Source organism: Kosakonia sp. LAM2021 (genome assembly GCF_016620385.1).
GTDB lineage: Bacteria > Pseudomonadota > Gammaproteobacteria > Enterobacterales > Enterobacteriaceae > Kosakonia > Kosakonia sacchari.
This window is the reverse complement of the sequence record NZ_JAENHT010000005.1, coordinates 140,866-162,008: the sequence shown is the minus strand read 5'-3', so window position 1 is coordinate 162,008 and position 21,143 is coordinate 140,866. Positions and strand designations below refer to the sequence as shown.

Sequence of the window (21,143 nt, the reverse complement as noted above, 5' to 3'; positions counted from 1 at the left end):
TCAATAGTGTCTTTTTTTTCTGAAACGGATATTCCCATGGTTAAGAGCGTAAATCGCGCCTCGCTATCTGCGGCGGCGCTGGTACTGTTAGTGATCCTTATTTATACCGGCTGGTTTGCTAAAGACCGGGTAACCTGGCTGATGGAAGTGGTTCCGGTCATGATTGTCGTGCCATTGTTGCTCGTTACCTGGCGCCGTTATCCGCTGACATCGCTGCTGTATGTGCTGATCTTTTTCCACGCCATTATTCTGATGGTCGGCGGAATGTATACCTACGCGAAAGTCCCGGTTGGTTTTGATGTGCAACACCTTTTAGGGCTGAGCCGTAACCCCTATGACAAACTCGGTCATTTCTTCCAGGGGCTGGTGCCGGCGCTTGCCGCCAGAGAAATACTGCTGCGCGGGCAATATGTGCGGGGCGGGAAGATGCTCGACTTTATCGTCTGCTGCATTGCGCTGGCGATTAGCGCCACCTATGAACTCATTGAGTGGTGGGCAGCGCTGGCAATGGGCCAGGGCGCGGATGAGTTTCTCGGCACCCAGGGCGATCCGTGGGATACCCAGTCGGATATGTTCTGCGCCCTGCTTGGCGCGCTGACTACGGTGCTGGTTCTGGGGCGCTGGCACAAACGCCAGCTCAACGTGTAAGACAAAGCGCGGCGAAGACTGGAGCCAACGGTATTCGCCGCCTATACTCCGGAGATTCCCCCCAACGCCCACACACCTATGACCACGCAACTTCTCACCCGTGACTGGCGCTTACCCGCCGCCGTTGCCCTGCTGGCGGTGGTGCTGGCTGCTGTCTTCGTTTTACATGCGCACTGGGCGGCCTTTTTGCAATGGTGCCTGGCAACGCAAATCACCCTGCACCGCTATCTGGTGATGTATTTACTGCAACTGAACAACCACCAGTACAGCGGCGGCTTATGGCTGCTGACCGGCGCTTTCTTTTATGGCGTGCTGCACGCGATTGGCCCAGGCCACGGCAAGTTTATCGTTACCACCTGGCTTAGCACCAATAACGAAAGCCAGACCGCGGCGCGTGTCATTCCCGTATTGGGCAGCCTGATGCAAGGCGTCAGCGCCATTCTGTTCGTCTTTATTCTGGCGGTCGGTTTCAACCTTGCCGCAGGCGATCTCAGTGAAAGCCGCTGGTACGTTGAGAAAATCAGCGCGGTGATGATTGGCGGTTTTGGTGCGTTTGTCGTCTGGAACGCGCTGAAAGGCCTCAAGCCGCGCAAACTGGCAATCCGATCACTGACTCCCGCGCATCAGCATGACGATCATTGCGGCTGCGGCCACCATGGCGTTGGCGTTAGCACGCAAGGCGACTGGAAAACACGTCTCGGTGTGATCCTCGCTATCGGCGCACGGCCTTGCAGCGGAGCGATCATGATTTTGCTCTTCGCCAATGCGCTCGGCATCGTGAGTTGGGGCATTGCGGCGGTGATGACCATGGCGGTCGGCACGGCACTGTCGATCGCCGGATTGTCGCTGGCGGTGCGTTATGCGCGTAACAGCACGGCGGCGTTTTTTGGCGGTGAAGCCAGCACGTTATACAGGTTCGTTCCGGTGCTGAAAATCGCCGGTGGCGTAGCCCTGATCCTGTTCGCACTGGTACTGTTTTTAACGGTTATTCCGGTGAGCGCGAACGGGGATTATATTGCGGCGGGATGTTAAAAAATCCCGGATGACAGCGCCATCCGGGATTGGTATTACTCGTTTATTTTGGGATGCTGTTGCACCAGGCGCGCACGTTTTTCCTGCAACTGAGCGATCTCTTCATCAATGTCTTCGATTTTCTGCTCAATGTTATCGTGATGCTCCTGCAAGATTTCCCGCGCTTCCTGCAGATCCGACGCCGCCGGGGTCGCCCCTTTCAGCGGTAAGTTCGCCGTCTCTTTCATCGTCAGGCCGGTAATCAGGCCAATCACCGCAACCACCATCAAGTAATAGGCAGGCATCAGCAGGTTGGCTGAACTTTCCACCAGCCAGGCTGCCAGCGTCGGTGTCAGACCGGCAATCAAGATAGAGATGTTGAACGCACTCGCCAGCGCACTGTAACGAAGATGTGTCGGGAACATCGCCGGTAACGTTGATGCCATCACGCCGGTAAAGCAGTTCAGCACCACCGCCAGCATCAGCAGACCCGCGAAGATCAGGCCAATAATGTTGCTGTTAATCATGATGAAGGCCGGGATCGCCAGCACAAACAGCGCAACGCTGCCGAGAATAACAAACGGACGGCGGCCAAAACGGTCGCTCAACAGCCCCATCACTGGCTGCACAAACAGCATACCAATCATGATAGCAATGATGATCAGCACGCCGTGGTCTTCGGAATAATGCAGGTTATGCGACAAGTAACTTGGCATGTACGTCAGCAGCATGTAGTAGGTCACGTTGGTGGAAATCACCAGACCAATACAGGCCAGCAGGCTGCGCCAGTGTTTCGTCGCAATCTCTTTAAATGAGACTTTCGGCCCATCCTGCAACCCCTCGCGATCGCCCTGCTCCAGTTTGTCGACGTGCTGCTGGAATGCCGGCGTCTCTTCCAGCGCATGGCGCAGATAGAGACCAATTAACCCCAGCGGCAGCGCCAGGAAGAACGGGATACGCCAGCCCCAGTCGAGGAAGTTCTCCTCACCGACAATGGTAGAAAGCAGAACGACTACGCCCGCGCCGAGCACAAAACCGGCGATGGAACCGAAGTCCAGCCAGCTACCCATAAAGCCGCGTTTTCGATCCGGCGAATATTCGGCGACAAAGATGGACGCCCCGGTATATTCGCCGCCCACCGAGAAGCCCTGCGCCATCTTACACAGCAGCAGTAAAATCGGTGCCCAGATACCAATGGTGGCATACGACGGGATCAGACCAATACAAAAGGTACTGACGGACATGATTACTATCGTTATCGCGAGGATTTTTTGTCGGCCGTATTTATCGCCCAACATGCCGAAGAACAGGCCACCTAACGGACGAATCAGGAACGGAACCGAGAAGGTCCCAAGCGCGGCAATCATCTGCACGCTGGGGTTTGCATCGGGGAAGAACACCTTACCAAGGGCGTAGGCCACAAAGCCGTAAACGCCGAAATCAAACCATTCCATGGCGTTACCCAACGATGCGGCGGTAATTGCTTTACGCAATTTGCCATCATCGATAATGGTCACATCACGCAAGGTGATGGGTTTAATTTTTTTCCTTTTTAGCATGCATCTATTCCTCTTTAGACTTTCGCCCTGAACCGCCCGGCGTACTCTCCCTGCCGGGCGTTTTAACTGGCTTTTCAGCCTTCCTGTTCAAGCGTAGCAGGTTTACTTACACGGACTGTTTAAAGCCTGTACAACCGAACCTGTTGACGCCTGCTGGGCAGTGGATGACCTTTTTACCCTAACAGGGTTTAAAAATGTGATCAAATTCACATAGTTTTACTACGCAATAATCCTCCTCACAGTTTTAACGCTTTTTCTCTCCTCTGGAATAAGAAACATCTAATGCGTTACAGGCTAAAAATACGCCGGTAATCACCCTCGTGATTATTACCTTCCTTGTCATCTTCTCCATATATTTCTTCACAACTCATTTACAGCAAAAATAAATAAACAAATATCAGATTATCTTTACGCAAAATATGTGATCGACGTAACTAAAACATTGTTTCATTCTTATTGAATAGATATTCCATTGATCGGATGATAACGACATAAACCCGCAACACATCGTCTTTTGATGCGGAGACCAGCGGCAATCGATAGCGAATGCCCTGCCTGAGAAATTCTTTAATGAATTGAAAATATTCACTATTAATTTTTAGCTTTCCTCGTTCATGGTAATGACGAGCAGTGAGGATTTATTATGAAAATCAAGGCCACGATAGAACGCATTCCTGGCGGGATGATGCTGGTTCCGCTGCTGTTAGGCGCAATTTTGAATACGCTGGCACCGGATACCGGTGCTTATTTTGGTTCATTCACTAAAGGGATGATTACCGGCACGGTACCCATCCTTGCCGTGTGGTTTTTCTGTATTGGCGCATCCATTGATTTACGCGCTACCGGCACCGTTTTACGTAAATCCGGTACGCTGGTACTGACTAAAATTGCCGTCGCCTGGGTAGTGGCAATGATCGCCGCGTCGTTTATTCCGGACACCGGCATCCAGACCGGGTTCTTCGCCGGGCTTTCCGTGCTGGCACTGGTTTCAGCCATGGACATGACCAACGGCGGTCTGTACGCGAGCCTGATGAACCAGTACGGCAGCAAAGAGGAGTCTGGCGCGTTTGTGTTGATGTCGCTGGAATCCGGCCCGCTGATGACCATGGTGATCCTCGGCTCCGCCGGTCTGGCCTCGTTTGAACCGCACCATTTTGTCGGTGCAGTGCTGCCGTTCCTGATTGGTTTCGCGCTGGGTAACCTCGATCACGATTTACGCGCTTTCTTCAGTAAAGCAACGCCAGTGCTGATCCCGTTCTTCGGCTTCGCGCTGGGTAATACCATCAACCTGAGCGTTATCATGCAAACCGGCCTGTTGGGCATCTTTCTCGGCGTCGCGGTGATCATCATCACCGGTATTCCATTGATCATCGCCGACCGTGTAATTGGTGGCGGTAACGGAACGGCAGGTGTCGCGGCCTCGTCTGCGGCGGGTGCAGCGGTGGCGAACCCGGTGATTATCGCGCAGATTAACCCGGCGTTCGAACCGGTTGCCGCATCCGCAACCGCGCTGGTCGCCGCGAGTGTAATAGTCACGGCCATACTGGTGCCGATTATCACCGCGCTGTATGCGAGACGCTTCGGGCATGTGCCGCAAGCTAAAGAAGAAGCAGAGGATCCGATCGAGTCGACAGGACACTAAAGGTGCTCGATCAAAAAAGCCCCGTCAGGGGCTTTTTTGTTGCCAGTAGAAAACCGCTTCCGCCACGCGCGATCAGCAACAAACATTGGCTCTGGCATGCACTCGCGCATGACGGGAGAACATGCACTTTATGAGTTTTGAGCGGCTCTTTCACCGTGACTCAACGCCGCCTTTCTTTATATAGATATAGGGATGTTTACGGGTGTGAAAGCGGCTACTCGCCAAACACTTCGTCCACCATCGCCGTCGCGATGCGTGTCGCAGAACAGAGCCGTGGCATGCCCAGCGCTACCGTTTGCCAGCTCTGGGTGACAGACCAGCAGATCGGATGGCGTTCAGCATCACACCAGTCGCCAAGCCAGCCGAGTAAATCTTTGTAGTCCATCAATCCTGGCGTTGAAGGTGTCGCCAGCCATTGATGGTAGAAATGTCGGGTCGCCGGAGAAGCATTGATCCCCTGTGCCAGAAAATCAGCAGCCATCGCGCGCAGATTATCTTTTAGCATTTTCGCCACGCCTTCATTCGCCAGGCGACAGGCATCACCAAACGCCCCCCAGCGCAACTCTTCCAGCGCGATATAGCAGCGCCCGGCCATCGACCAGCCGTTGTAATTCCCGGCGCGCCAGTGGGCAAAAACTTGTTCGCTATGGTTCCCCGCCTGGACGGCCAGCCCGCGTTGGGTCAGCGCTTTCTCTTTCCACGCCGCGCGTTGGCTAAAATGGTCAACCAGCTCGTCATATTGCTGCGACGCGCCAGGCGTCGCGTTGGCAGGACGGCGCTCAGCTTGTTGTAACGCCGCCAGCCGCTCGGTAATGCGGGTTAATGCCAGATACCCCGGATCAAGCATACTGGCCAGTTTTTCCGCCAGCCCCAGACGCAGCGCGTCGTTCTCATTTAATACGCCAGACATCGCCCACGGGCGCAGCTGCGTTTGCGCCATGATCTCCTGCGTCAGCCGCTCACGAAACAACTGCTGTTGAGGCACAATCGGCGTCTGGCGCGGCGCATCAACGCCCTGCACTAAATCCACGATAAATTTCGGGTGAATACACTCAAGTACGCGCCCCGGGCCGTCCAGTAGTCGATTTTTCATGGTAGATCTGCCGCGAAGAGGGTTTGTATATCATCGCGTAACAGGCGTGCGTCCTCATGGATCCAATTGGCTGTCCTGATACTCTGCTGCAACTGCTGGCGCAACGCCAACACTGACGACTCGTTCTGCTGTCGTATCGCCAGGCTGTCACGCAAACTTTCCTGTAGTCCCGCGAGACTTAACGAGAACTCGGCAAAAAATGTCGCCATTCCCGCCGTAACAGAAACATCGACCTGCGCGCTCAAAGCTTTACGAATTTGTTCACAAAAATGAGCAACATGGTCGATGAGTTTCTTATTTAACGCCGTAAGGTCGATCACATAGCGGGTACGCGTGGCGACATAATCGTCCCACCCCCAACTGGGGTTATTGAGCCAGCGCGACACGGTTTCCCGCATGCTGCCAGCGCGCGGCGCCTGACCGGCCGGCAAATCTTGCGGCGCTATCACATTGGTAAACAGCGAACGGGCGTTAAAGTTGAGCGCGCTCGCCTGGAACGCCGGGAAACTGATACGGGCGCGAAAACCGGCGTGCGTGAGTTCCTCTTTAATGCGTGTTTCGATGGGGCGCATCGCATCGTTCAACGAGCGCGCCAGCGTATTTTCCAGCTCGTCGAAACGTTGTGCCAACTCACGGCTGATGCGCTCCTGCGCCGCGACTAAAATCGTCTCGCACACCGAACGAATTTTACTGAGTGCGACCTGCGCCTGGCCTTCATTTTCCAGCACCAGTTGCCCCGGCGCGAAATGTTCATCAAAACGCAGGTCGGCATGGCTTTCGCTGACCATGGTCATTAACTGACCATCATGGAACCAGGCATCAATGGCTTCGACAATTTCAAATTGTTGGCCATGAATATAGATTTCGGCTGCGGCGAGCGCCTCTTCCACTTCGTGTTCAATTTCATCGCTAACACCTTCCTGGCTGCTACGCAGCAGCGCCATGTCCTCTTCCAGCCGGGAAATGTTTTGCTCCAGCTTTTCGTAGGCCACGGTTAATCCCTGATAGCGAAAGTCAAGGTACTCGCGGGCGCTTTGGGTGTAGTTCAGCAGCTTATGCGACGCCGAACGCAGCGCATAAAGCGAGGCGTTCGCGTGCGCGGCATGCAGCAGTGTGCGAATCGGTTTTTCAAACAGCGAATCTTCCCACAGCAGATCGGCGGCATGGCGGATATGCTCAATATCCTCTAAATCGGCGTTGCGCCAGCGGCGTCCGAGCGCAGCTTCGGCGAAATCCTGCACCCAGCGCTGCTCTTGCGGATCCGGCAAACACCCCTGGTGCTGCAACTCGTGGCGGGCACGGTTTGCCAGATAACCCCACATTGAAGAAACGGGGAAAATCTGTGTCGGGTTAATGTTTCCTTTCATTAACGTACCGGAAATCAGCGCCTTCACCTGATCTTCATCGTCGCTGTTGCGATCTTTTTGATCGAATTTATTCACCAGCGCATACAACGGCACCGAACGGCCGACCGAGGAGATCGCGCGGCGCACTTCTTCATCAGAGATGGATTTAAGCTGTGTGTAGTCCATCACTGCCAGCACCGCCGACGCGCGCGCCAACTGCTCATTGAGCATTTTTTGCAGATGTGGCTGCCCGGCTTCATTCGGCCCGGGGGTATCCAGCAGCGTCAGTTGGCCCAGTTGATTATCCAGACCGGCCAGATGCACAAACTCCACCTCAATCACCGGAATATGTTCAATCGCCGCATACGCGGAAAATGGGAAGTCCACATCAAGCGCTTTGGAGAGACGCACCAGATCATTGAGGCTTTTCAGGCAGTGGAAGATCGGCTGAGCACCCAGATAGTGCTTATCAAAAGCATCGCCTTGCGCAATGCGATCCAGCAGAGCGGCCATGTCTTTATCGATTTCAATTTTTTGCGCCAGCTTTTCACGGTTGTAATTAAAAAGCCGCGTCTGAAGCTGTTGCGCAAGCGCGTCGATAGGCCCGACGTGAGAAAAGTGCAGCACCGGCTCTTTTTGACCAGGCGTATGGCGAATAAGAGTTGGCAGCGCGGTCATCGGCCGGTTACGGTTGGGCAGCACTTCCGTGCCAACAATCGCGTTGATGGTGGTCGACTTTCCTGCCTTCATGGTACCGACAATCGCCAGCACCATTTCCAGCCGGGTAATTTTCCGTAATTCGTTATGCAGCGTCGCCTGCTGCGCTTCAACGCCGCGCGCGCTGAAATGCAACGGCAAAACATTGGCGTTTTCCGCCTTACCGGTAGCATTCGTCTCATCAAACGTCGCTGTCGGTATTTTTTTTAAAGCCTGGAGATTGTGCAAGGAAAGTTGCAACAATCTTTCTGCTTCCTGGCTTAATTCAAAAATTGTTTGTGTGTGCATGTTAAAAGTCTTTCCTTAACGCAAATTTTCTTACTTTTATTTAGCCGGAATGTTTTATTAGTGAAGTTTCGGCTTTTATAATTACGTGTGGAAAATATCTTCGAAAAGATAAACACCTGATGATACTCAGGAAAATATATAATTTGTTTCTCAAAAAATGACAGCAGCACAACTCCGGCGATAAAAACCAGAGAGTTTGAGCTTAGCTCATTTCTAAGAACAGCCAGGATATATCATCATTTATTTACCCACCCAATTTGAGAGGTAATAACCACCATTGCTGGTAGCGTAGCAGGCATGACAGTTCGGGTTCGAATAACACCAGATACTACATGCCACCTTATCTGAATTAGTAAATGCTGGCAATTTCCACCAGAAAATAATCTAAATAACTGGCATAAGCATTTACTCATTATGTTTCTGGGATAAGCATCGCTTACGCGAATGACAGGTTATGTCACTACTATCATTTTTTTATGTTTTTTCTGAAAAAAATAATAACAACGGCAACTGTACGGTTTTGCTGTATAATCGCTGCCTTTCTGGCGCTGAGCCTTTGTGCGGTTTATCCCGCTCTGTATGTACTTTTGAGGAACTCCCTATGCAACTCCCCCACTGTCCAAAATGTAATTCCGAATACACCTATGAAGATAATGGCATGTTCATTTGCCCGGAATGCGCTCACGAGTGGAACGATGCGGAACCTGCTCACGATGCAGATGAATTAATCGTCAAAGATGCTAATGGCAATCTTTTAGCCGATGGTGATAGCGTCACCGTAATTAAGGACTTGAAAGTAAAAGGCAGTTCTTCAATGTTGAAGATCGGCACCAAGGTAAAAAATATTCGTCTGGTCGAAGGCGATCATAATATCGATTGTAAAATCGACGGTTTCGGTCCAATGAAACTCAAATCTGAATTTGTTAAAAAGAATTGATGTTTTGGCGGGGAGCTTTGTCTTCCCGCCTGGTTTACTTTTTCCCGCAACCGCTACACTTAATGGCAGATTTCGTTACCCGAGGTAATGATTATGCCGCTCAGTCCCTACATCTCTTTTTCTGGTCAGTGCCAGCAGGCCATCGAGTTTTACCAACAGGCACTCCATGCCGAATTAACCTATAAGATAACGTTTGGTGAAATGCCCAAATCCCCGCAAGAGAATAATAGCGATGAAGGCTGCGCTGCGGGTCAGGCTTTTGCTGATAACGATATTGCCCATGCGAATTTACGCATTGCCGGTAGCGAAATAATGTTGAGCGACGGCAGGCAAAACAGCGGGGATTACAGCGGTTTTACCTTAAGCCTCGCCACACAAGATGTCGATCAGGGTAAAGCCTGGTTCGACGCGCTTGCCGCCGGCGGGCGCGTCACCATGCCGTGGCAGGAGACATTTTGGGCGCACGGCTTTGGCATGGTGACCGATAAATTCGGCATTCCCTGGATGGTGAATGTCGCCAAAGCACCACAAGCCGCTTAATCTCTTCATTTAACTTAATCTCTTCATTGAAAAAGGAGCCGTTGGCTCCTTTTTCATTTTCATACCGCCATACAGCTTTTTCTGTTTGCCAAGATTCATCCCCGCGCAATCATCGTATAACCAAAATGCAACATTTGCGCTTCACGATAAGACCACTTTTTACCTGGCCCGCGGAGCTACAATGAGCATGCACTTGTCCAGACATCCGACCAGTTATCCCACGCGCTATCAGGAAATTGCCGCAAGGTTAGAGCAGGAACTGCGCAGCAACTATCGCTGCGGCGACTGGCTGCCCGCAGAACAGCAACTGGCTACGCGTTTTGAGGTTAACCGCCACACGCTGCGCCGCGCGATCGATCAACTGGTGGAAAAAGGCTGGGTACAGCGCCGCCAGGGCGTTGGCGTAATGGTGCTGATGCGCCCGTTCGATTACCCCCTCAATGCGCAGGCGCGCTTTAGCCAGAACCTGCTCGATCAGGGCAGCCATCCCACCAGCGAACGTCTGCTGGCGGTGCTGCGCCCGGCGTCTCAACACGTCGCCGATGCGTTAGGCATCCAGGAGGGCGACAACGTGATTCACCTGCGCACTCGCCGCCGGGTGAATGGCGTGGCGCTGTGTCTTATCGATCACTATTTCTCCGACCTGCAGTTATGGCCGCTGCTGCAACAGTTTGATAGCGGTTCGCTGCACGACTTTTTACGTGAACAGGCCGGTGTCAGCCTGAAGCGTACCCAGACGCGCATCAGCGCCCGCCGCGCACAAGTTAAAGAGAGCCGCTGGCTGGAGATCCCCAATATGGCGCCGCTGCTCTGCGTGCGCACCCTTAACCATCGTGAAGGCGAGGTCAACGCCACGGAATACTCCGTCAGCCTGACGCGCGCCGACATGATTGAATTCACCATGGAGCATTGAATGCATTTTGATACGCCAACCCGACAGCGCTGGATGGCCGCACTTGCGCACTCCACGCCGGAGATGCTGCGCGGCCGAATGCGCACACTCGGACTCGCCCCGGAATACGAACAGGTGCGCGCCCCGCAGACAGGCCTGGTGCAGATCCAGGCACGCATGGGCGCGACCGGCGAGCGTTTCTTTCCGGGTGACGCCACGTTAACGCGCGCCGTTATTCGCCTTGAGTGCGGCACACTCGGTTTTAGTTGGGTGCTCGGGCGCGATAAAGGCCACGCCGAGCGCTGCGCCGTCTGTGATGCGCTACTGCAGAGCCCTTCCTATTTCCAGACGTTGATGGAAACCCTTATTACACCGCTGGAAGCGGACCGCGCCGCGCGCCTCACTGCGCGCCAGGCCGAAGTCAACGCCAGCCGGGTCGACTTCTTTACGCTGGTTCGCGGAGATAACGCATGACCTTACAACCCGCTTTCGCTTCGGCGGTTCACGATGCCCAACACTGTTTTCGCCGTCTGTTAAAAGCCATGAGCGAGCCGGGCGTGATTGTCTCGCTGCCGCAGTTAAAACATGGCTGGCCGCCGCTCAACCCGGCCACCACCAGCGTGTTGCTGACGCTTGCCGATAACGACACGCCGATTTGGCTTTCCGCCGCCGTGGATAACGACATTGTGCGCCAGAACCTGCGCTTTCACACCAACGCGCCGCTGGTCGATCAACCGCAACACTCGCTGTTCGCCATTGCCGACAGCACCCTCAGCGCCGAGCAACTGAGCGCCCTGCCAGGCGGCACGGATATCAGCCCGGAAAGCAGCGCGACCCTGATTTTACAGCTCCCGGCACTGAGCGGCGGGCGCATGCTGCGCCTGACCGGACCGGGCATTCTGGAAGAACGCATGATTGCCCCGCAGTTGCCGGAGTGCATTACCGATGAGTTTACCGACCGTCCGCACTCGTTCCCGACAGGCATCGACGTGATCCTGACCTGTGGCGAACGCGCGCTGGCAATACCGAGAACCACGCTGGTGGAGGTGTACTGATGTACGTTGCTGTCAAGGGGGGCGAAAAGGCCATCGCCGCTGCCCACGCGTTGCAGGAGCATAAACGCCGTGGCAACGCGGAGCTTTCGGAGCTGAGCGTTGCACAAATTGCCGACCAGTTGCATCTGGCGGTCGACCGCGTGATGACCGAAGGAGGCATTGCCGATCGGGAACTGGCGGCGCTGGCGTTAAAACAGGCAAGCGGCGATAACGTCGAAGCCATCTTTCTACTGCGCGCTTACCGCACCACGCTGCCGCGCCTGGCCGTGAGCGAACCCATCGACAGCGCGAAAATGCGTTTAGAACGCCGTATCTCGGCGGTTTACAAAGATATTCCCGGCGGCCAGATGCTTGGCCCCACTTACGATTACACCCACCGCCTGCTTGATTTTACCCTGCTCGCCGAAGGCGAAACGCCGACGCTCACCACGCGCGAAGCGCAGCAGGACGCCGCACCGCACGTGTTCAGTTTGCTGGTCAATGAAGGGCTGGCAAAAGCCGAAGAAGATAGCGGCGCAACCCCGGACGACATTACCCGTAATCCCCCGGTTTACCCCTGTTCACGCTCCTCACGTTTGCAGCAACTGGCGCGCGGCGATGAGGGTTACTTGCTGGCACTGGCCTACTCCACTCAGCGCGGTTACGGGCGCAACCACCCGTTTGCCGGTGAGATCCGCAGCGGGTATATCGATGTGGAAATTGTGCCGGAAGAGCTGGGTTTTGCGGTCAACGTCGGCGAATTGCTGATAACCGAATGCGAAATGGTTAATGGCTTTGTCGCTCCGCATGATGAGCCGCCACACTTTACCCGCGGCTACGGGCTGGTGTTCGGCATGAGCGAACGCAAAGCGATGGCGATGGCGTTGGTCGACCGCGCTCTGCAAGCCGCCAACTACGGTGAGCCGATAAAAAGCCCGGCGCAGGATGAAGAGTTTGTGCTGGCGCACGCGGATAACGTTGAAGCGGCGGGCTTTGTCTCGCACCTGAAACTCCCCCACTACGTTGATTTCCAGGCCGAACTGGATTTGCTCAGACAGCTGCAACAGGAGAAACACCGTGGCTAACGCGCTGACCGGTTACAACTTTGCTTTTCTTGATGAGCAAACCAAACGCATGATCCGCCGCGCGCTGCTGAAAGCAGTGGCGATCCCCGGTTACCAGGTGCCGTTTGGTGGGCGCGAAATGCCGATGCCCTATGGCTGGGGCACCGGCGGTATTCAGCTCACCGCCAGCGTGATCGGCGAAGATGACGTGCTGAAAGTGATCGACCAGGGCGCGGACGATACCACCAACGCCGTCTCTATTCGCCAGTTCTTCACCCGCGTTACCGGCGTGGAAACCACCGAGCGCACCGCTGAAGCCACGCTGATTCAGACACGTCACCGCATTCCCGAAACGCCGCTCAAAGAAGATCAAATTCTGATTTACCAGGTGCCGATCCCCGAACCACTGCGCTTTATCGAGCCGCGCGAGACAGAAACCCGAACAATGCATGCGCTGGAAGAGTACGGCGTGATGCAGGTGAAGCTGTACGAAGATATTGCCCGTTTCGGCAATTTCACCACCCGTTATGCATGGCCGGTCAAAGTGAACGCCCGCTACGTGATGGACCCGTCACCAATTCCGGCGTTCGATAACCCGAAAATGCACATGATGCCCGCCCTGCAACTGTTTGGCGCCGGGCGTGAAAAACGCATCTACGCCGTGCCGCCCTATACGCAGGTGGTGAGCCTCGATTTTGAGGATTACCCCTTCGCGCCACAAAAATGGGATCAGCCGTGCGCTATATGTGGTTCAACCCACAGCTACCTCGATGAAGTGGTGCTGGATGATACCGGCACGCGCATGTTCGTCTGCTCCGACACCGATTTCTGCCGCCAACAGAGCGAGGCTTTACGCAAATGACCCAACCGCTGCTTTCGGTGAATCACCTTTCCCATCTTTATGCGCCAGGCAAGGGTTTTCAGGACGTCTCTTTCGATTTGTGGCCGGGCGAAGTACTGGGCATTGTCGGCGAATCCGGCTCTGGCAAAACCACGCTGCTGAATGCCATTTCGGCGCGTCTGGTGCCGCAACACGGCACCATCACTTACCAGGCGCGCGATCTCTACGCGATGAGCGAAGCCGAACGCCGCCGCTTGCTGCGCACCGAGTGGGGCGTAGTCCATCAGCATCCGCTGGATGGTCTGCGCCGCCAGGTTTCCGCCGGTGGCAATATCGGCGAGCGTCTGATGGCGACCGGAGCGCGCCATTACGGCGATATCCGTGACTGCGCTGAGCAGTGGCTCAGCGATGTCGAGATCCCGCCCTCGCGCATTGACGACTTGCCGACCACCTTTTCCGGCGGCATGCAGCAGCGTCTGCAGATCGCCCGTAACCTGGTCACTCGCCCGAAACTGGTGTTTATGGATGAGCCCACCGGCGGGCTGGATGTTTCCGTCCAGGCGCGTTTGCTCGACCTGCTACGCGGCCTGGTGGTGGAGATGAACCTTGCCGTGGTGATGGTGACCCATGATTTGGGCGTCGCGCGGCTGCTGGCGAACCGCTTGCTGGTGATGAAACAAGGTCAGGTGGTGGAAAGTGGGTTAACCGATCGGGTGCTCGACGATCCGCACCACCCCTACACCCAATTGCTGGTCTCCTCGGTATTGCAAAATTAAGGAGTGGATGATGACTGTTTTGCGTGTGGAAAATGTCAGCAAGACCTTTGTTCTGCATCACCAAAACGGCGTGCGCCTGCCGGTGCTGCGCGAAACATCGCTCAGCGTCGGGGCCAGTGAATGTGTAGTGCTGCATGGCCATTCCGGCAGTGGGAAATCGACCCTGCTGCGCTCGCTGTACGCCAACTACCTGCCCGACGCCGGACATATTCATGTCAAACACGGCGATGAATGGGTGGATTTAGTGCAGGCCCCGGCGCGTAAAGTGCTGGAGGTGCGCCGTCACACCATTGGCTGGGTCAGCCAGTTTTTACGCGTTATTCCCCGCGTGAGCGCACTGGATGTGGTAATGCAACCGCTGCTGGAACAGGGCATTGCCCGCGAGCAGTGCGCGCAAAAAGCGGGTGAACTGCTCACCCGGCTGAATGTGCCGGAACGCTTGTGGCACCTCGCTCCCGCGACCTTTTCCGGCGGAGAGCAGCAGCGCGTCAATATCGCGCGCGGGTTTATTGTCGATTACCCGATTCTGCTGCTCGATGAACCTACCGCTTCGCTGGATGAGAAAAACAGCGCTGCTGTCGTTGAACTGATCGCACAAGCAAAAGCGCGCGGCGCAGCGATTGTCGGCATCTTTCACGATGGCGCAGTCCGGGAACATGTCGCCGACCGCCTCTACCCGATGGGGATCTCCGCATGATTATCAACAATGTAAAACTGATCCTCGAAGACGAGGTGATCAGCGGCTCGCTGGAAGTCCGTGATGGTGTGATTCGTGCGTTTGCCGAAACCCAAAGCCGCCAGCCCGGCGCGCATGATGGCGACGGCGGCTGGCTGATGCCGGGGCTTATTGAGCTGCATACGGATAACCTGGATAAATTCTTCACCCCGCGCCCGAAAGTGGACTGGCCCGCCCATTCCGCGATGAGCAGCCACGACGCGCTGATGGTTGCCAGCGGTATTACAACGGTGCTGGATGCGGTAGCGATTGGTGATGTGCGCGACGGCGGCGACCGGCTGGAGAATCTGGAAAAGATGATCAATGCCGTGGAGGATTCGCAAAAACGCGGGCTGAACCGCGCGGAGCACCGCCTGCACTTGCGCTGTGAACTGCCGCACCACACCACTCTGCCGCTGTTTGAAAAACTGGTGGGCCGCGAGCCGGTCGCGCTGGTGTCGCTGATGGACCACTCGCCAGGACAGCGCCAGTACGCCAGCTATGAGAAGTATCGTGAATATTATCAGGGCAAATATCACCTCACCGATGAGCAGATGGATCAGTTCGAGCAGGAGCAACTGGCGCTCGCCGCGCAGTGGTCGCAGCCCAACCGGTTAGCCATCGCCGCTATATGCAATGCGCGTAATCTGCCGCTTGCCAGCCACGATGACGCAACGCGCGAGCACGTTGTCGAATCGCACCAGCTCGGCAGCGTGATTGCTGAATTCCCGACCACTTTCGCGGCGGCCGAAGCCTCGCGAGACCATGGATTAAGCGTGCTGATGGGCGCACCCAATATCGTGCGCGGCGGTTCCCACTCCGGCAACGTGGCGGCACATAAACTGGCGCAGCTTGGCATGCTGGATATTTTGTCGTCCGACTACTACCCCGCCAGCCTGCTGGATGCGGTGTTTCGCGTAGCCAGCGATGAAGAGAATGATTTCAGCCTCGAGAAAGCGGTTCACCTGGTGACCAAAAACCCGGCGCAGGCGCTGAATCTTAACGATCGCGGCGTGATTGCCGAAGGGAAGCGGGCGGATCTGGTGCTGGCGCACCACAAAGGCGACCACGTACGCATTGATCATGTCTGGCGCGAGGGGAAAAGGGTGTTCTGATGGGCAGACTGATCTGGTTAATGGGGCCGTCCGGCGCAGGCAAAGACTCGCTGCTGGCGGCACTGCGCCAGCGGGAACACCCGCAATTACTGGTCGCGCACCGCTACATTACTCGCCCGGCCAGTGCCGGGAGCGAAAACCATATCGCATTGAGCGAAAAAGAGTTTTTCACCCGCGCCGAGCAGCATCTGTTTACGCTGAGCTGGCATGCCAACGACTTTCATTACGGCATTGGCGCAGAGATAGACCTCTGGCTCAACGCCGGGTTTGATGTGGTGGTAAACGGTTCGCGCGGGCATCTGCAGCAGGCGCAAACGCAATATGGCGACACGCTGATGCCCGTCTACGTGCAGGTTTCGCCAGCCATTTTGCGCCAGCGCCTGGAAAAACGCGGGCGAGAGAGCGCCGCAGAGATTGAAGCGCGGCTGGAACGCGCGGCGCGTTACCAGCCGGGTAATTGCCTGACGCTGAATAACGACGGCAGTTTGCTACAGTCAGTAGAAGGACTGGTCATGCTGATTCGTGCGCAACAAGGGAAAAGCGCGTAATGATGTCGGCGTAGCGTTGCTGCGCCGGTTACGTTGACTCAACCGTTAAAGCGAGGCGCTATGAGCCTGACAATTACCCTTACCGGCACCGGCGGTGCACAACTGGTGCCGGCTTTTGGTTGCGACTGCGCAGCCTGCCGCCGTGCCCGTCAGAATGAAACTTATCGCCGCAAGCCCTGTAGCGCCGTCGTGAAGTTTAACGATGCAGTGACCTTACTTGACGCCGGTATCCCCGATCTAATGGATAACTTTCCCGCCGGTCATTTTCAGCAGTTCCTGCTTACTCACTATCACATGGATCATGTGCAAGGGCTGTTTCCGTTGCGCTGGGGCGTGGGCGAAAAAATTCCGGTCTATGGCCCGCCGGATGAGCAAGGTTGCGACGATTTGTTTAAGCACCCCGGCCTGCTCGATTTCAGCCATACCGTTGAACCGTTTGTGGTGTTTGATCTGCAAGGTCTGCAGGTGACGCCGCTGCCGCTGAATCACTCGAAACTCACGTTCGGCTATTTGTTCGAATCGGCGCACAGCCGGGTGGCGTGGCTGTCGGATACTGCCGGGTTACCGGACAAGACGCTGAAGTTTTTGCTCAATAATCATCCGCAAGTGGTGGTAATAGATTGTTCTTATGAACCGCGTGCGCAAACGCCGAAAAATCACTGCGATTTGAACACGGTTATCGCCTTAAATGAGGTGATTGGCTGTCCAAGAGTTATCCTAACGCATATCAGTCATGTCTTTGATCAATGGATGATGAAAAACCCGCTGCCGGCGGGGGTTGAAGCAGGGTATGATGGCATGCGGATTGTGCTGGATTAGACCGCGTAATACCGATATATTCGTCGCATCTTTTCCGGTGGAAGCGGAATAAGCAGACGCAGCCTGTAAAGAGGTCGTTTGAGGGATTAAGCGTACAGACTCGAAGCAAAAAAAGTTGTTGCGCATAACGCAACGGGGTCTTACTTACCCGCGTGTGAGCTGCAGTTATTAGCACATCGCGGCTTTGACAGAGTATTGAGCTTGCCATGAATGTGCTTTTTATTTGTAGCCGAAACCAGTGGCGCAGCCCCACGGCTGAGCAGGTTTTTCGCCGCTACCCTGGGCTAAATGCCCGTTCCGCTGGCACCCAGCGCCAGGCGAGAAAAACCGTCTCCCCCGCCATTCTCTCCTGGGCGGATGTTATCTGCGTCATGGAAGAACATCACAAAAGCCGGATTCTGGAAGACTTCAGCCGCCTGGTGCAGCATAAACCGGTTTACGTGCTGGATATTCCTGACCATTACCACTTTATGGATCCGCAACTGATCGCGTTGCTGGAAGATGTTGTTCCGGCGCGTTTAGGTTTGCGCATCCCTGCGTAGCCGCGTTAGCGATAATCATCGTCATCCAGCCTGCGCTGTTCATCTTCCAGCTGGCGCCGCTCGCGATCGAGCTGGCGCTGGCGGTCATCCAGTTGACGACGCCGGTCCTCAAGCTGCTGATAACGGTCGTCGTACTGTCTGCGCTGGTCGCGACTTTGATAGTCATCATCGCGCCGGTCATCGCGGCTATCCGTGTTATACGCCTCGCCAATCGCCCGCTGGATATTACCAATCGCATCATCAATCATATCCGCGTGGGCAACCTGACCACTGAGTAAGAGAGCGCCGAGCACCAGCGCGTTCGCGTAACGTTTCATAAAGGCCAGCCTCAAATAGGGACGAGGCTTACGTTAATTCAGCCACGCGCGCGCCGGGTAGCGGAGGAATCTCAAATCCCCTATGCCGCAATGCGCCGCAGCGCCTGAGCGAGTTGTACGCGGGTAAAGGGTTTGCGCAACAGTTCAACATCCGGCAACGCAGGGTTATGCGCCGGGCGCAGGTCCTGGCCGCTTATCAGCAACAGCGGCAGTTGCGGATAGTGCTGGCGCGCAAGGTTGATCACTTCCGCCCCACTTAGCGTTCCGGGCAACATCAGGTCGCTAATCAGCGCGCCAATCTCCGGCGACGCGCTCAGCAATTGTAACGCCTGCTCGCCACTTTCGGCCTCCAGCGTTAAATACCCCAGCTCATGCAGCTGTTCACATAGCGTCTGGCGGACATCTGCTTCATCTTCCAGCACCAGAATCAGCGTGTCGCGGGTATCACGCGTTTGCGCCATATCCGGCTCGGGGTGATTGACCACCTGCACCGCCGCGCGTGGCAGTTGTAAACGCACCGTGGTGCCCTGCCCTGGCGCGCTTTCAATCTCTACCCGTCCGCCGGACTGGCGGACAAAGCCGTAAACCATCGATAGCCCTAACCCGCTGCCGCTACCGGTCTGCTTGGTGGTGAAGAACGGTTCAAACACCTGCGCTTTTATCTCTTGCGACATCCCGCAGCCGTGATCCACCACTTCCAGCGCCACCATATCCTGCTTGCGCCCGTCGCTGCGGGTGACACGCTGGTTCCAGGTGCGCACTTTGATAACGCCGCTTTGTCCTTCCATGGCATCGCGGGCGTTCATCACCAGGTTAATGATGGCGTTTTCCAGTTGCCCGACGTCGATCCACGCGGGCCACGCCGGGTTCTGCGCCTCAATCTCCAGCGTCAACGTCGCTGGCAGGGAGTGGCGCATCAGCTCGCCGAGGTTTTCCAGCAGCGGCTGCATCTCTACCGCGTGCGGATGCAGCGACTGCTTACGTGAAAACGCCAGCAAGCGCTGCGTGAGCAACGCCCCGCGCTCGGCAGCTTTCAGCGCCCGCGAAATGCGCGGCGCATCCGGTGAATCGGGCGCAACCAGTTCGAGGCTACCGATGATCACCGCCAGCAGGTTGTTAAAGTCATGCGCCAGCCCGCCGGTCAGTTGCCCGACCGCTTTCATCTTCTGGCTGTGCAGCAATGCGGCTTCCAGCCCTTTACGCTCGGTTCGGTCCAGCACCACGTTAACTATTCCGCGCCCCGGCACCGGGCTGAAGCGCAGCTCAATGGTGCGGTCATCCGCCAGCCGCAACTCCTGCGGTTTTGGCAGCGGGCGCGCCAGATTCTCCTGCACGTGACCGGGTAAATCACTCACCTGGTGCAGCAAACGCTGATAGTGCTGGCCCCGCTGGAGCGCATCGGCGGTTAACCCCAGCAGCAGCGGATATTGCGGGTTCCACACCACCAGACAGCCCTGGTTATCAAACAGGGCAAAACCGTCGCGCATGGCGTGAAAAGTGGTTTCCAGTTGCGTACTTTTCTCTTTCAGCAGCTTTGAGGTGTGCTCCAGCGAGGCGGTGTTGCGCGCGAAGACGTTAAACGCCCGCGCCAGTTCGCCCAGCTCGTCACGCCGCTGCAAACCCGGTACGGAAACCTCCTTTTCACCGTGCGCCAGCCGCGACATCGCGCGCGAAATCGCGGTTAAATTAGACCCCAGGTTACGGTAGATATACCAACCGGCAAAGCCGGTGATCACCAGCGCCAGCAGGGCGAAAACGCTGATAAACACAATGATGGATCGCATCTCCTGGTGGCTCTGGGTGGTGCGCAGTTCAGAGGCGTTCGCCACTTCAGAGACATACTGGTTAATGTCGCTGTTGAGTAGCGCCACCAGCGCTTTGATGTGAAACATCGACCAGCTGATCGCCAGATCGCTCTCTTCCAGTTGCAGCGACAGCGGCTCCAGTTTGCGCAACTCAGCGCTGAAATCGGGCAGGATAAACGCCACCGTTGGGCTGGCGCTTTGCAGCGGTAATGTTGCCATCACTTCCGATAACTGCTTGATGGTCGGGCGCGGGGAGGGCGTTTGAATGGCGGCAATGATGAGCCGGTCCATCTCTTCCAGTTGGCGGCTGTCGGGGATATTTCCCCCTTCCCGCGTATTTATTTCCTGTAAATGGCGCAAGTAGCTTTGGCTCTGGTAGAGCGAACTGAGCAGCGCATTACGCTCCAGGTGACGGCGCTGCCCGCGTTGCAGCATCTCGGTGACGCTTTGCTGCAACTCATGGCTGCGCCGCGTGATCTGCGCCACCAGCTGCGGTTCCAGTTGCGCCAACGGCGCGTTCGCAAGCTGGTTAAGCGAATGTTGTAGCGCACTTTGCGTCGCTTTCAGCCGCTCGGCTTCCCCTTTGTACTCCAGCGCGCCGACCACCTGCGACAAACGCACCGCCGCCGTGGCGACGTTGGCGGTATCGCGCGCCAGGTTCATGCTGCCGGTCATATCGTCCAGCGTCTGCTGCTGCACCTGTTCCTGAATCTGGCTGGCATGGCGAAAGCCGAACACCGCCACGCCGCACACCATTAAGGTTACCGCCACCACTAACACATTAAAAAACAGCAGCCGCCCACGGGCGCTGGAAAAGAACGGATTCGCGCGATACGGCATAGTGGCTCCACAAGAGGCTCAACGCGGTTATGTGGCGTCACTATGACAAATATG

Annotated in this window: 21 protein-coding genes; 16 read left to right on the top strand and 5 right to left on the bottom strand. The window is 55.9% G+C overall.

The window, feature by feature from the left end:
* The first annotated feature begins 36 nt into the window (after positions 1–36).
* Together JKP81_RS13065 and JKP81_RS13060 are read left to right on the top strand one after the other, a co-directional pair.
* Positions 37–648: a DUF2238 domain-containing protein gene (locus JKP81_RS13065; RefSeq protein WP_200552086.1), complete on the top strand. Its 612-nt coding sequence runs from the start codon at positions 37–39 to the stop codon at positions 646–648.
* Between the two features lie 78 nt (positions 649–726).
* On the top strand, positions 727–1,680 hold the full coding sequence (locus JKP81_RS13060) for a nickel/cobalt transporter (RefSeq protein WP_200552085.1): 954 nt from the start codon (positions 727–729) through the stop codon (positions 1,678–1,680).
* 35 nt (positions 1,681–1,715) lie between these two features.
* Here the strand turns inward: JKP81_RS13060 and proP are convergent, their stop codons facing one another.
* Positions 1,716–3,218, bottom strand: coding sequence for a glycine betaine/L-proline transporter ProP (proP, locus tag JKP81_RS13055; protein WP_200552084.1), 1,503 nt, complete (start codon positions 3,216–3,218; stop codon positions 1,716–1,718).
* Between the two features lie 643 nt (positions 3,219–3,861).
* Here proP and kdgT point away from each other — a divergent pair.
* A complete protein-coding gene (gene kdgT / locus JKP81_RS13050) occupies positions 3,862–4,860 on the top strand; it encodes a 2-keto-3-deoxygluconate transporter (protein ID WP_200552083.1) in 999 nt (332 codons plus the stop codon).
* A gap of 214 nt (positions 4,861–5,074) precedes the next feature.
* Here kdgT and JKP81_RS13045 read toward each other — a convergent pair whose 3' ends face one another.
* Both JKP81_RS13045 and crfC read right to left on the bottom strand, forming a co-directional pair.
* Positions 5,075–5,953: a diguanylate cyclase regulator RdcB family protein gene (locus JKP81_RS13045; RefSeq protein ID WP_200552082.1), complete on the bottom strand. Its 879-nt coding sequence runs from the start codon at positions 5,951–5,953 to the stop codon at positions 5,075–5,077.
* On the bottom strand, positions 5,950–8,304 hold the full coding sequence (gene crfC / locus JKP81_RS13040) for a clamp-binding protein CrfC (protein WP_200552081.1): 2,355 nt from the start codon (positions 8,302–8,304) through the stop codon (positions 5,950–5,952). The genes JKP81_RS13045 and crfC overlap by 4 nt, the downstream gene beginning before the upstream one ends.
* A gap of 601 nt (positions 8,305–8,905) precedes the next feature.
* Between crfC and JKP81_RS13035 the strand changes: the two genes are divergently transcribed.
* The 13 genes from JKP81_RS13035 to JKP81_RS12975 all read left to right on the top strand — a co-directional run bounded on the left by JKP81_RS13035 (position 8,906) and on the right by JKP81_RS12975 (position 18,127).
* Positions 8,906–9,241, top strand: coding sequence for a zinc ribbon domain-containing protein YjdM (locus JKP81_RS13035; protein WP_017459520.1), 336 nt, complete (start codon positions 8,906–8,908; stop codon positions 9,239–9,241).
* Positions 9,242–9,334: 93 nt separating this feature from the next.
* Complete coding sequence (yjdN, locus tag JKP81_RS13030; RefSeq protein WP_200552080.1) at positions 9,335–9,781, top strand: VOC family metalloprotein YjdN; 447 nt, start codon at positions 9,335–9,337, stop codon at positions 9,779–9,781.
* Positions 9,782–9,968: 187 nt separating this feature from the next.
* Entirely contained in the window at positions 9,969–10,694 is a 726-nt protein-coding gene (gene phnF, locus JKP81_RS13025) for a phosphonate metabolism transcriptional regulator PhnF (RefSeq protein ID WP_044489777.1), read from the top strand.
* Positions 10,695–11,147: a phosphonate C-P lyase system protein PhnG gene (gene phnG, locus JKP81_RS13020; RefSeq protein WP_200552079.1), complete on the top strand. Its 453-nt coding sequence runs from the start codon at positions 10,695–10,697 to the stop codon at positions 11,145–11,147.
* A complete protein-coding gene (gene phnH, locus JKP81_RS13015) occupies positions 11,144–11,728 on the top strand; it encodes a phosphonate C-P lyase system protein PhnH (protein WP_200552078.1) in 585 nt (194 codons plus the stop codon). The genes phnG and phnH overlap by 4 nt, the downstream gene beginning before the upstream one ends.
* A complete protein-coding gene (locus tag JKP81_RS13010; protein ID WP_200552077.1) occupies positions 11,728–12,792 on the top strand; it encodes a carbon-phosphorus lyase complex subunit PhnI in 1,065 nt (354 codons plus the stop codon). The genes phnH and JKP81_RS13010 overlap by 1 nt, the downstream gene beginning before the upstream one ends.
* Complete coding sequence (locus JKP81_RS13005; RefSeq protein ID WP_200552076.1) at positions 12,785–13,633, top strand: alpha-D-ribose 1-methylphosphonate 5-phosphate C-P-lyase PhnJ; 849 nt, start codon at positions 12,785–12,787, stop codon at positions 13,631–13,633. The genes JKP81_RS13010 and JKP81_RS13005 overlap by 8 nt, the downstream gene beginning before the upstream one ends.
* A complete protein-coding gene (gene phnK, locus JKP81_RS13000; protein ID WP_200552075.1) occupies positions 13,630–14,388 on the top strand; it encodes a phosphonate C-P lyase system protein PhnK in 759 nt (252 codons plus the stop codon). The genes JKP81_RS13005 and phnK overlap by 4 nt, the downstream gene beginning before the upstream one ends.
* Before the next feature lie 10 nt (positions 14,389–14,398).
* On the top strand, positions 14,399–15,085 hold the full coding sequence (gene phnL / locus JKP81_RS12995) for a phosphonate C-P lyase system protein PhnL (RefSeq protein ID WP_200552074.1): 687 nt from the start codon (positions 14,399–14,401) through the stop codon (positions 15,083–15,085).
* Positions 15,082–16,218, top strand: a complete 1,137-nt coding sequence (gene phnM / locus JKP81_RS12990; protein WP_045511850.1) for an alpha-D-ribose 1-methylphosphonate 5-triphosphate diphosphatase — start codon at positions 15,082–15,084, stop codon at positions 16,216–16,218. The genes phnL and phnM overlap by 4 nt, the downstream gene beginning before the upstream one ends.
* Positions 16,215–16,766 (top strand): ribose 1,5-bisphosphokinase, encoded by a 552-nt coding sequence (phnN, locus tag JKP81_RS12985; RefSeq protein WP_200552211.1) that lies wholly within the window; start codon positions 16,215–16,217, stop codon positions 16,764–16,766. The genes phnM and phnN overlap by 4 nt, the downstream gene beginning before the upstream one ends.
* A 60-nt stretch (positions 16,767–16,826) precedes the next feature.
* Positions 16,827–17,585, top strand: a complete 759-nt coding sequence (phnP, locus tag JKP81_RS12980) for a phosphonate metabolism protein PhnP (protein ID WP_200552073.1) — start codon at positions 16,827–16,829, stop codon at positions 17,583–17,585.
* A gap of 206 nt (positions 17,586–17,791) precedes the next feature.
* Complete coding sequence (locus tag JKP81_RS12975) at positions 17,792–18,127, top strand: low molecular weight protein tyrosine phosphatase family protein (RefSeq protein ID WP_020456181.1); 336 nt, start codon at positions 17,792–17,794, stop codon at positions 18,125–18,127.
* A 5-nt stretch (positions 18,128–18,132) separates the two neighbouring features.
* Here the strand turns inward: JKP81_RS12975 and yjdP are convergent, their stop codons facing one another.
* Positions 18,133–18,444, bottom strand: coding sequence for a DDRRRQL repeat protein YjdP (gene yjdP, locus JKP81_RS12970; RefSeq protein WP_200552072.1), 312 nt, complete (start codon positions 18,442–18,444; stop codon positions 18,133–18,135).
* 80 nt (positions 18,445–18,524) lie between these two features.
* The gene (locus tag JKP81_RS12965; RefSeq protein WP_200552071.1) at positions 18,525–21,089 is read right to left on the bottom strand and encodes an ATP-binding protein; all 2,565 of its coding nucleotides are present in this window, start codon (positions 21,087–21,089) and stop codon (positions 18,525–18,527) included.
* Positions 21,090–21,143 lie beyond the last annotated feature (54 nt).

Bases quoted from the DNA above. Each gene is read 5' to 3' on its own strand.
- JKP81_RS13065 (WP_200552086.1), top strand. From the start codon at position 37: ATGGTTAAGAGCGTAAATCGCGCCTCGCTATCTGCGGCGGCGCTGGTA.
- JKP81_RS13060 (WP_200552085.1), top strand. From the start codon at position 727: ATGACCACGCAACTTCTCACCCGTGACTGGCGCTTACCCGCCGCCGTT.
- proP (WP_200552084.1), bottom strand. From the start codon at position 3,218: ATGCTAAAAAGGAAAAAAATTAAACCCATCACCTTGCGTGATGTGACC.
- kdgT (WP_200552083.1), top strand. From the start codon at position 3,862: ATGAAAATCAAGGCCACGATAGAACGCATTCCTGGCGGGATGATGCTG.
- JKP81_RS13045 (WP_200552082.1), bottom strand. From the start codon at position 5,953: ATGAAAAATCGACTACTGGACGGCCCGGGGCGCGTACTTGAGTGTATT.
- crfC (WP_200552081.1), bottom strand. From the start codon at position 8,304: ATGCACACACAAACAATTTTTGAATTAAGCCAGGAAGCAGAAAGATTG.
- JKP81_RS13035 (WP_017459520.1), top strand. From the start codon at position 8,906: ATGCAACTCCCCCACTGTCCAAAATGTAATTCCGAATACACCTATGAA.
- yjdN (WP_200552080.1), top strand. From the start codon at position 9,335: ATGCCGCTCAGTCCCTACATCTCTTTTTCTGGTCAGTGCCAGCAGGCC.
- phnF (WP_044489777.1), top strand. From the start codon at position 9,969: ATGCACTTGTCCAGACATCCGACCAGTTATCCCACGCGCTATCAGGAA.
- phnG (WP_200552079.1), top strand. From the start codon at position 10,695: ATGCATTTTGATACGCCAACCCGACAGCGCTGGATGGCCGCACTTGCG.
- phnH (WP_200552078.1), top strand. From the start codon at position 11,144: ATGACCTTACAACCCGCTTTCGCTTCGGCGGTTCACGATGCCCAACAC.
- JKP81_RS13010 (WP_200552077.1), top strand. From the start codon at position 11,728: ATGTACGTTGCTGTCAAGGGGGGCGAAAAGGCCATCGCCGCTGCCCAC.
- phnK (WP_200552075.1), top strand. From the start codon at position 13,630: ATGACCCAACCGCTGCTTTCGGTGAATCACCTTTCCCATCTTTATGCG.
- phnL (WP_200552074.1), top strand. From the start codon at position 14,399: ATGACTGTTTTGCGTGTGGAAAATGTCAGCAAGACCTTTGTTCTGCAT.
- phnM (WP_045511850.1), top strand. From the start codon at position 15,082: ATGATTATCAACAATGTAAAACTGATCCTCGAAGACGAGGTGATCAGC.
- phnP (WP_200552073.1), top strand. From the start codon at position 16,827: ATGAGCCTGACAATTACCCTTACCGGCACCGGCGGTGCACAACTGGTG.
- JKP81_RS12975 (WP_020456181.1), top strand. From the start codon at position 17,792: ATGAATGTGCTTTTTATTTGTAGCCGAAACCAGTGGCGCAGCCCCACG.
- yjdP (WP_200552072.1), bottom strand. From the start codon at position 18,444: ATGAAACGTTACGCGAACGCGCTGGTGCTCGGCGCTCTCTTACTCAGT.
- JKP81_RS12965 (WP_200552071.1), bottom strand. From the start codon at position 21,089: ATGCCGTATCGCGCGAATCCGTTCTTTTCCAGCGCCCGTGGGCGGCTG.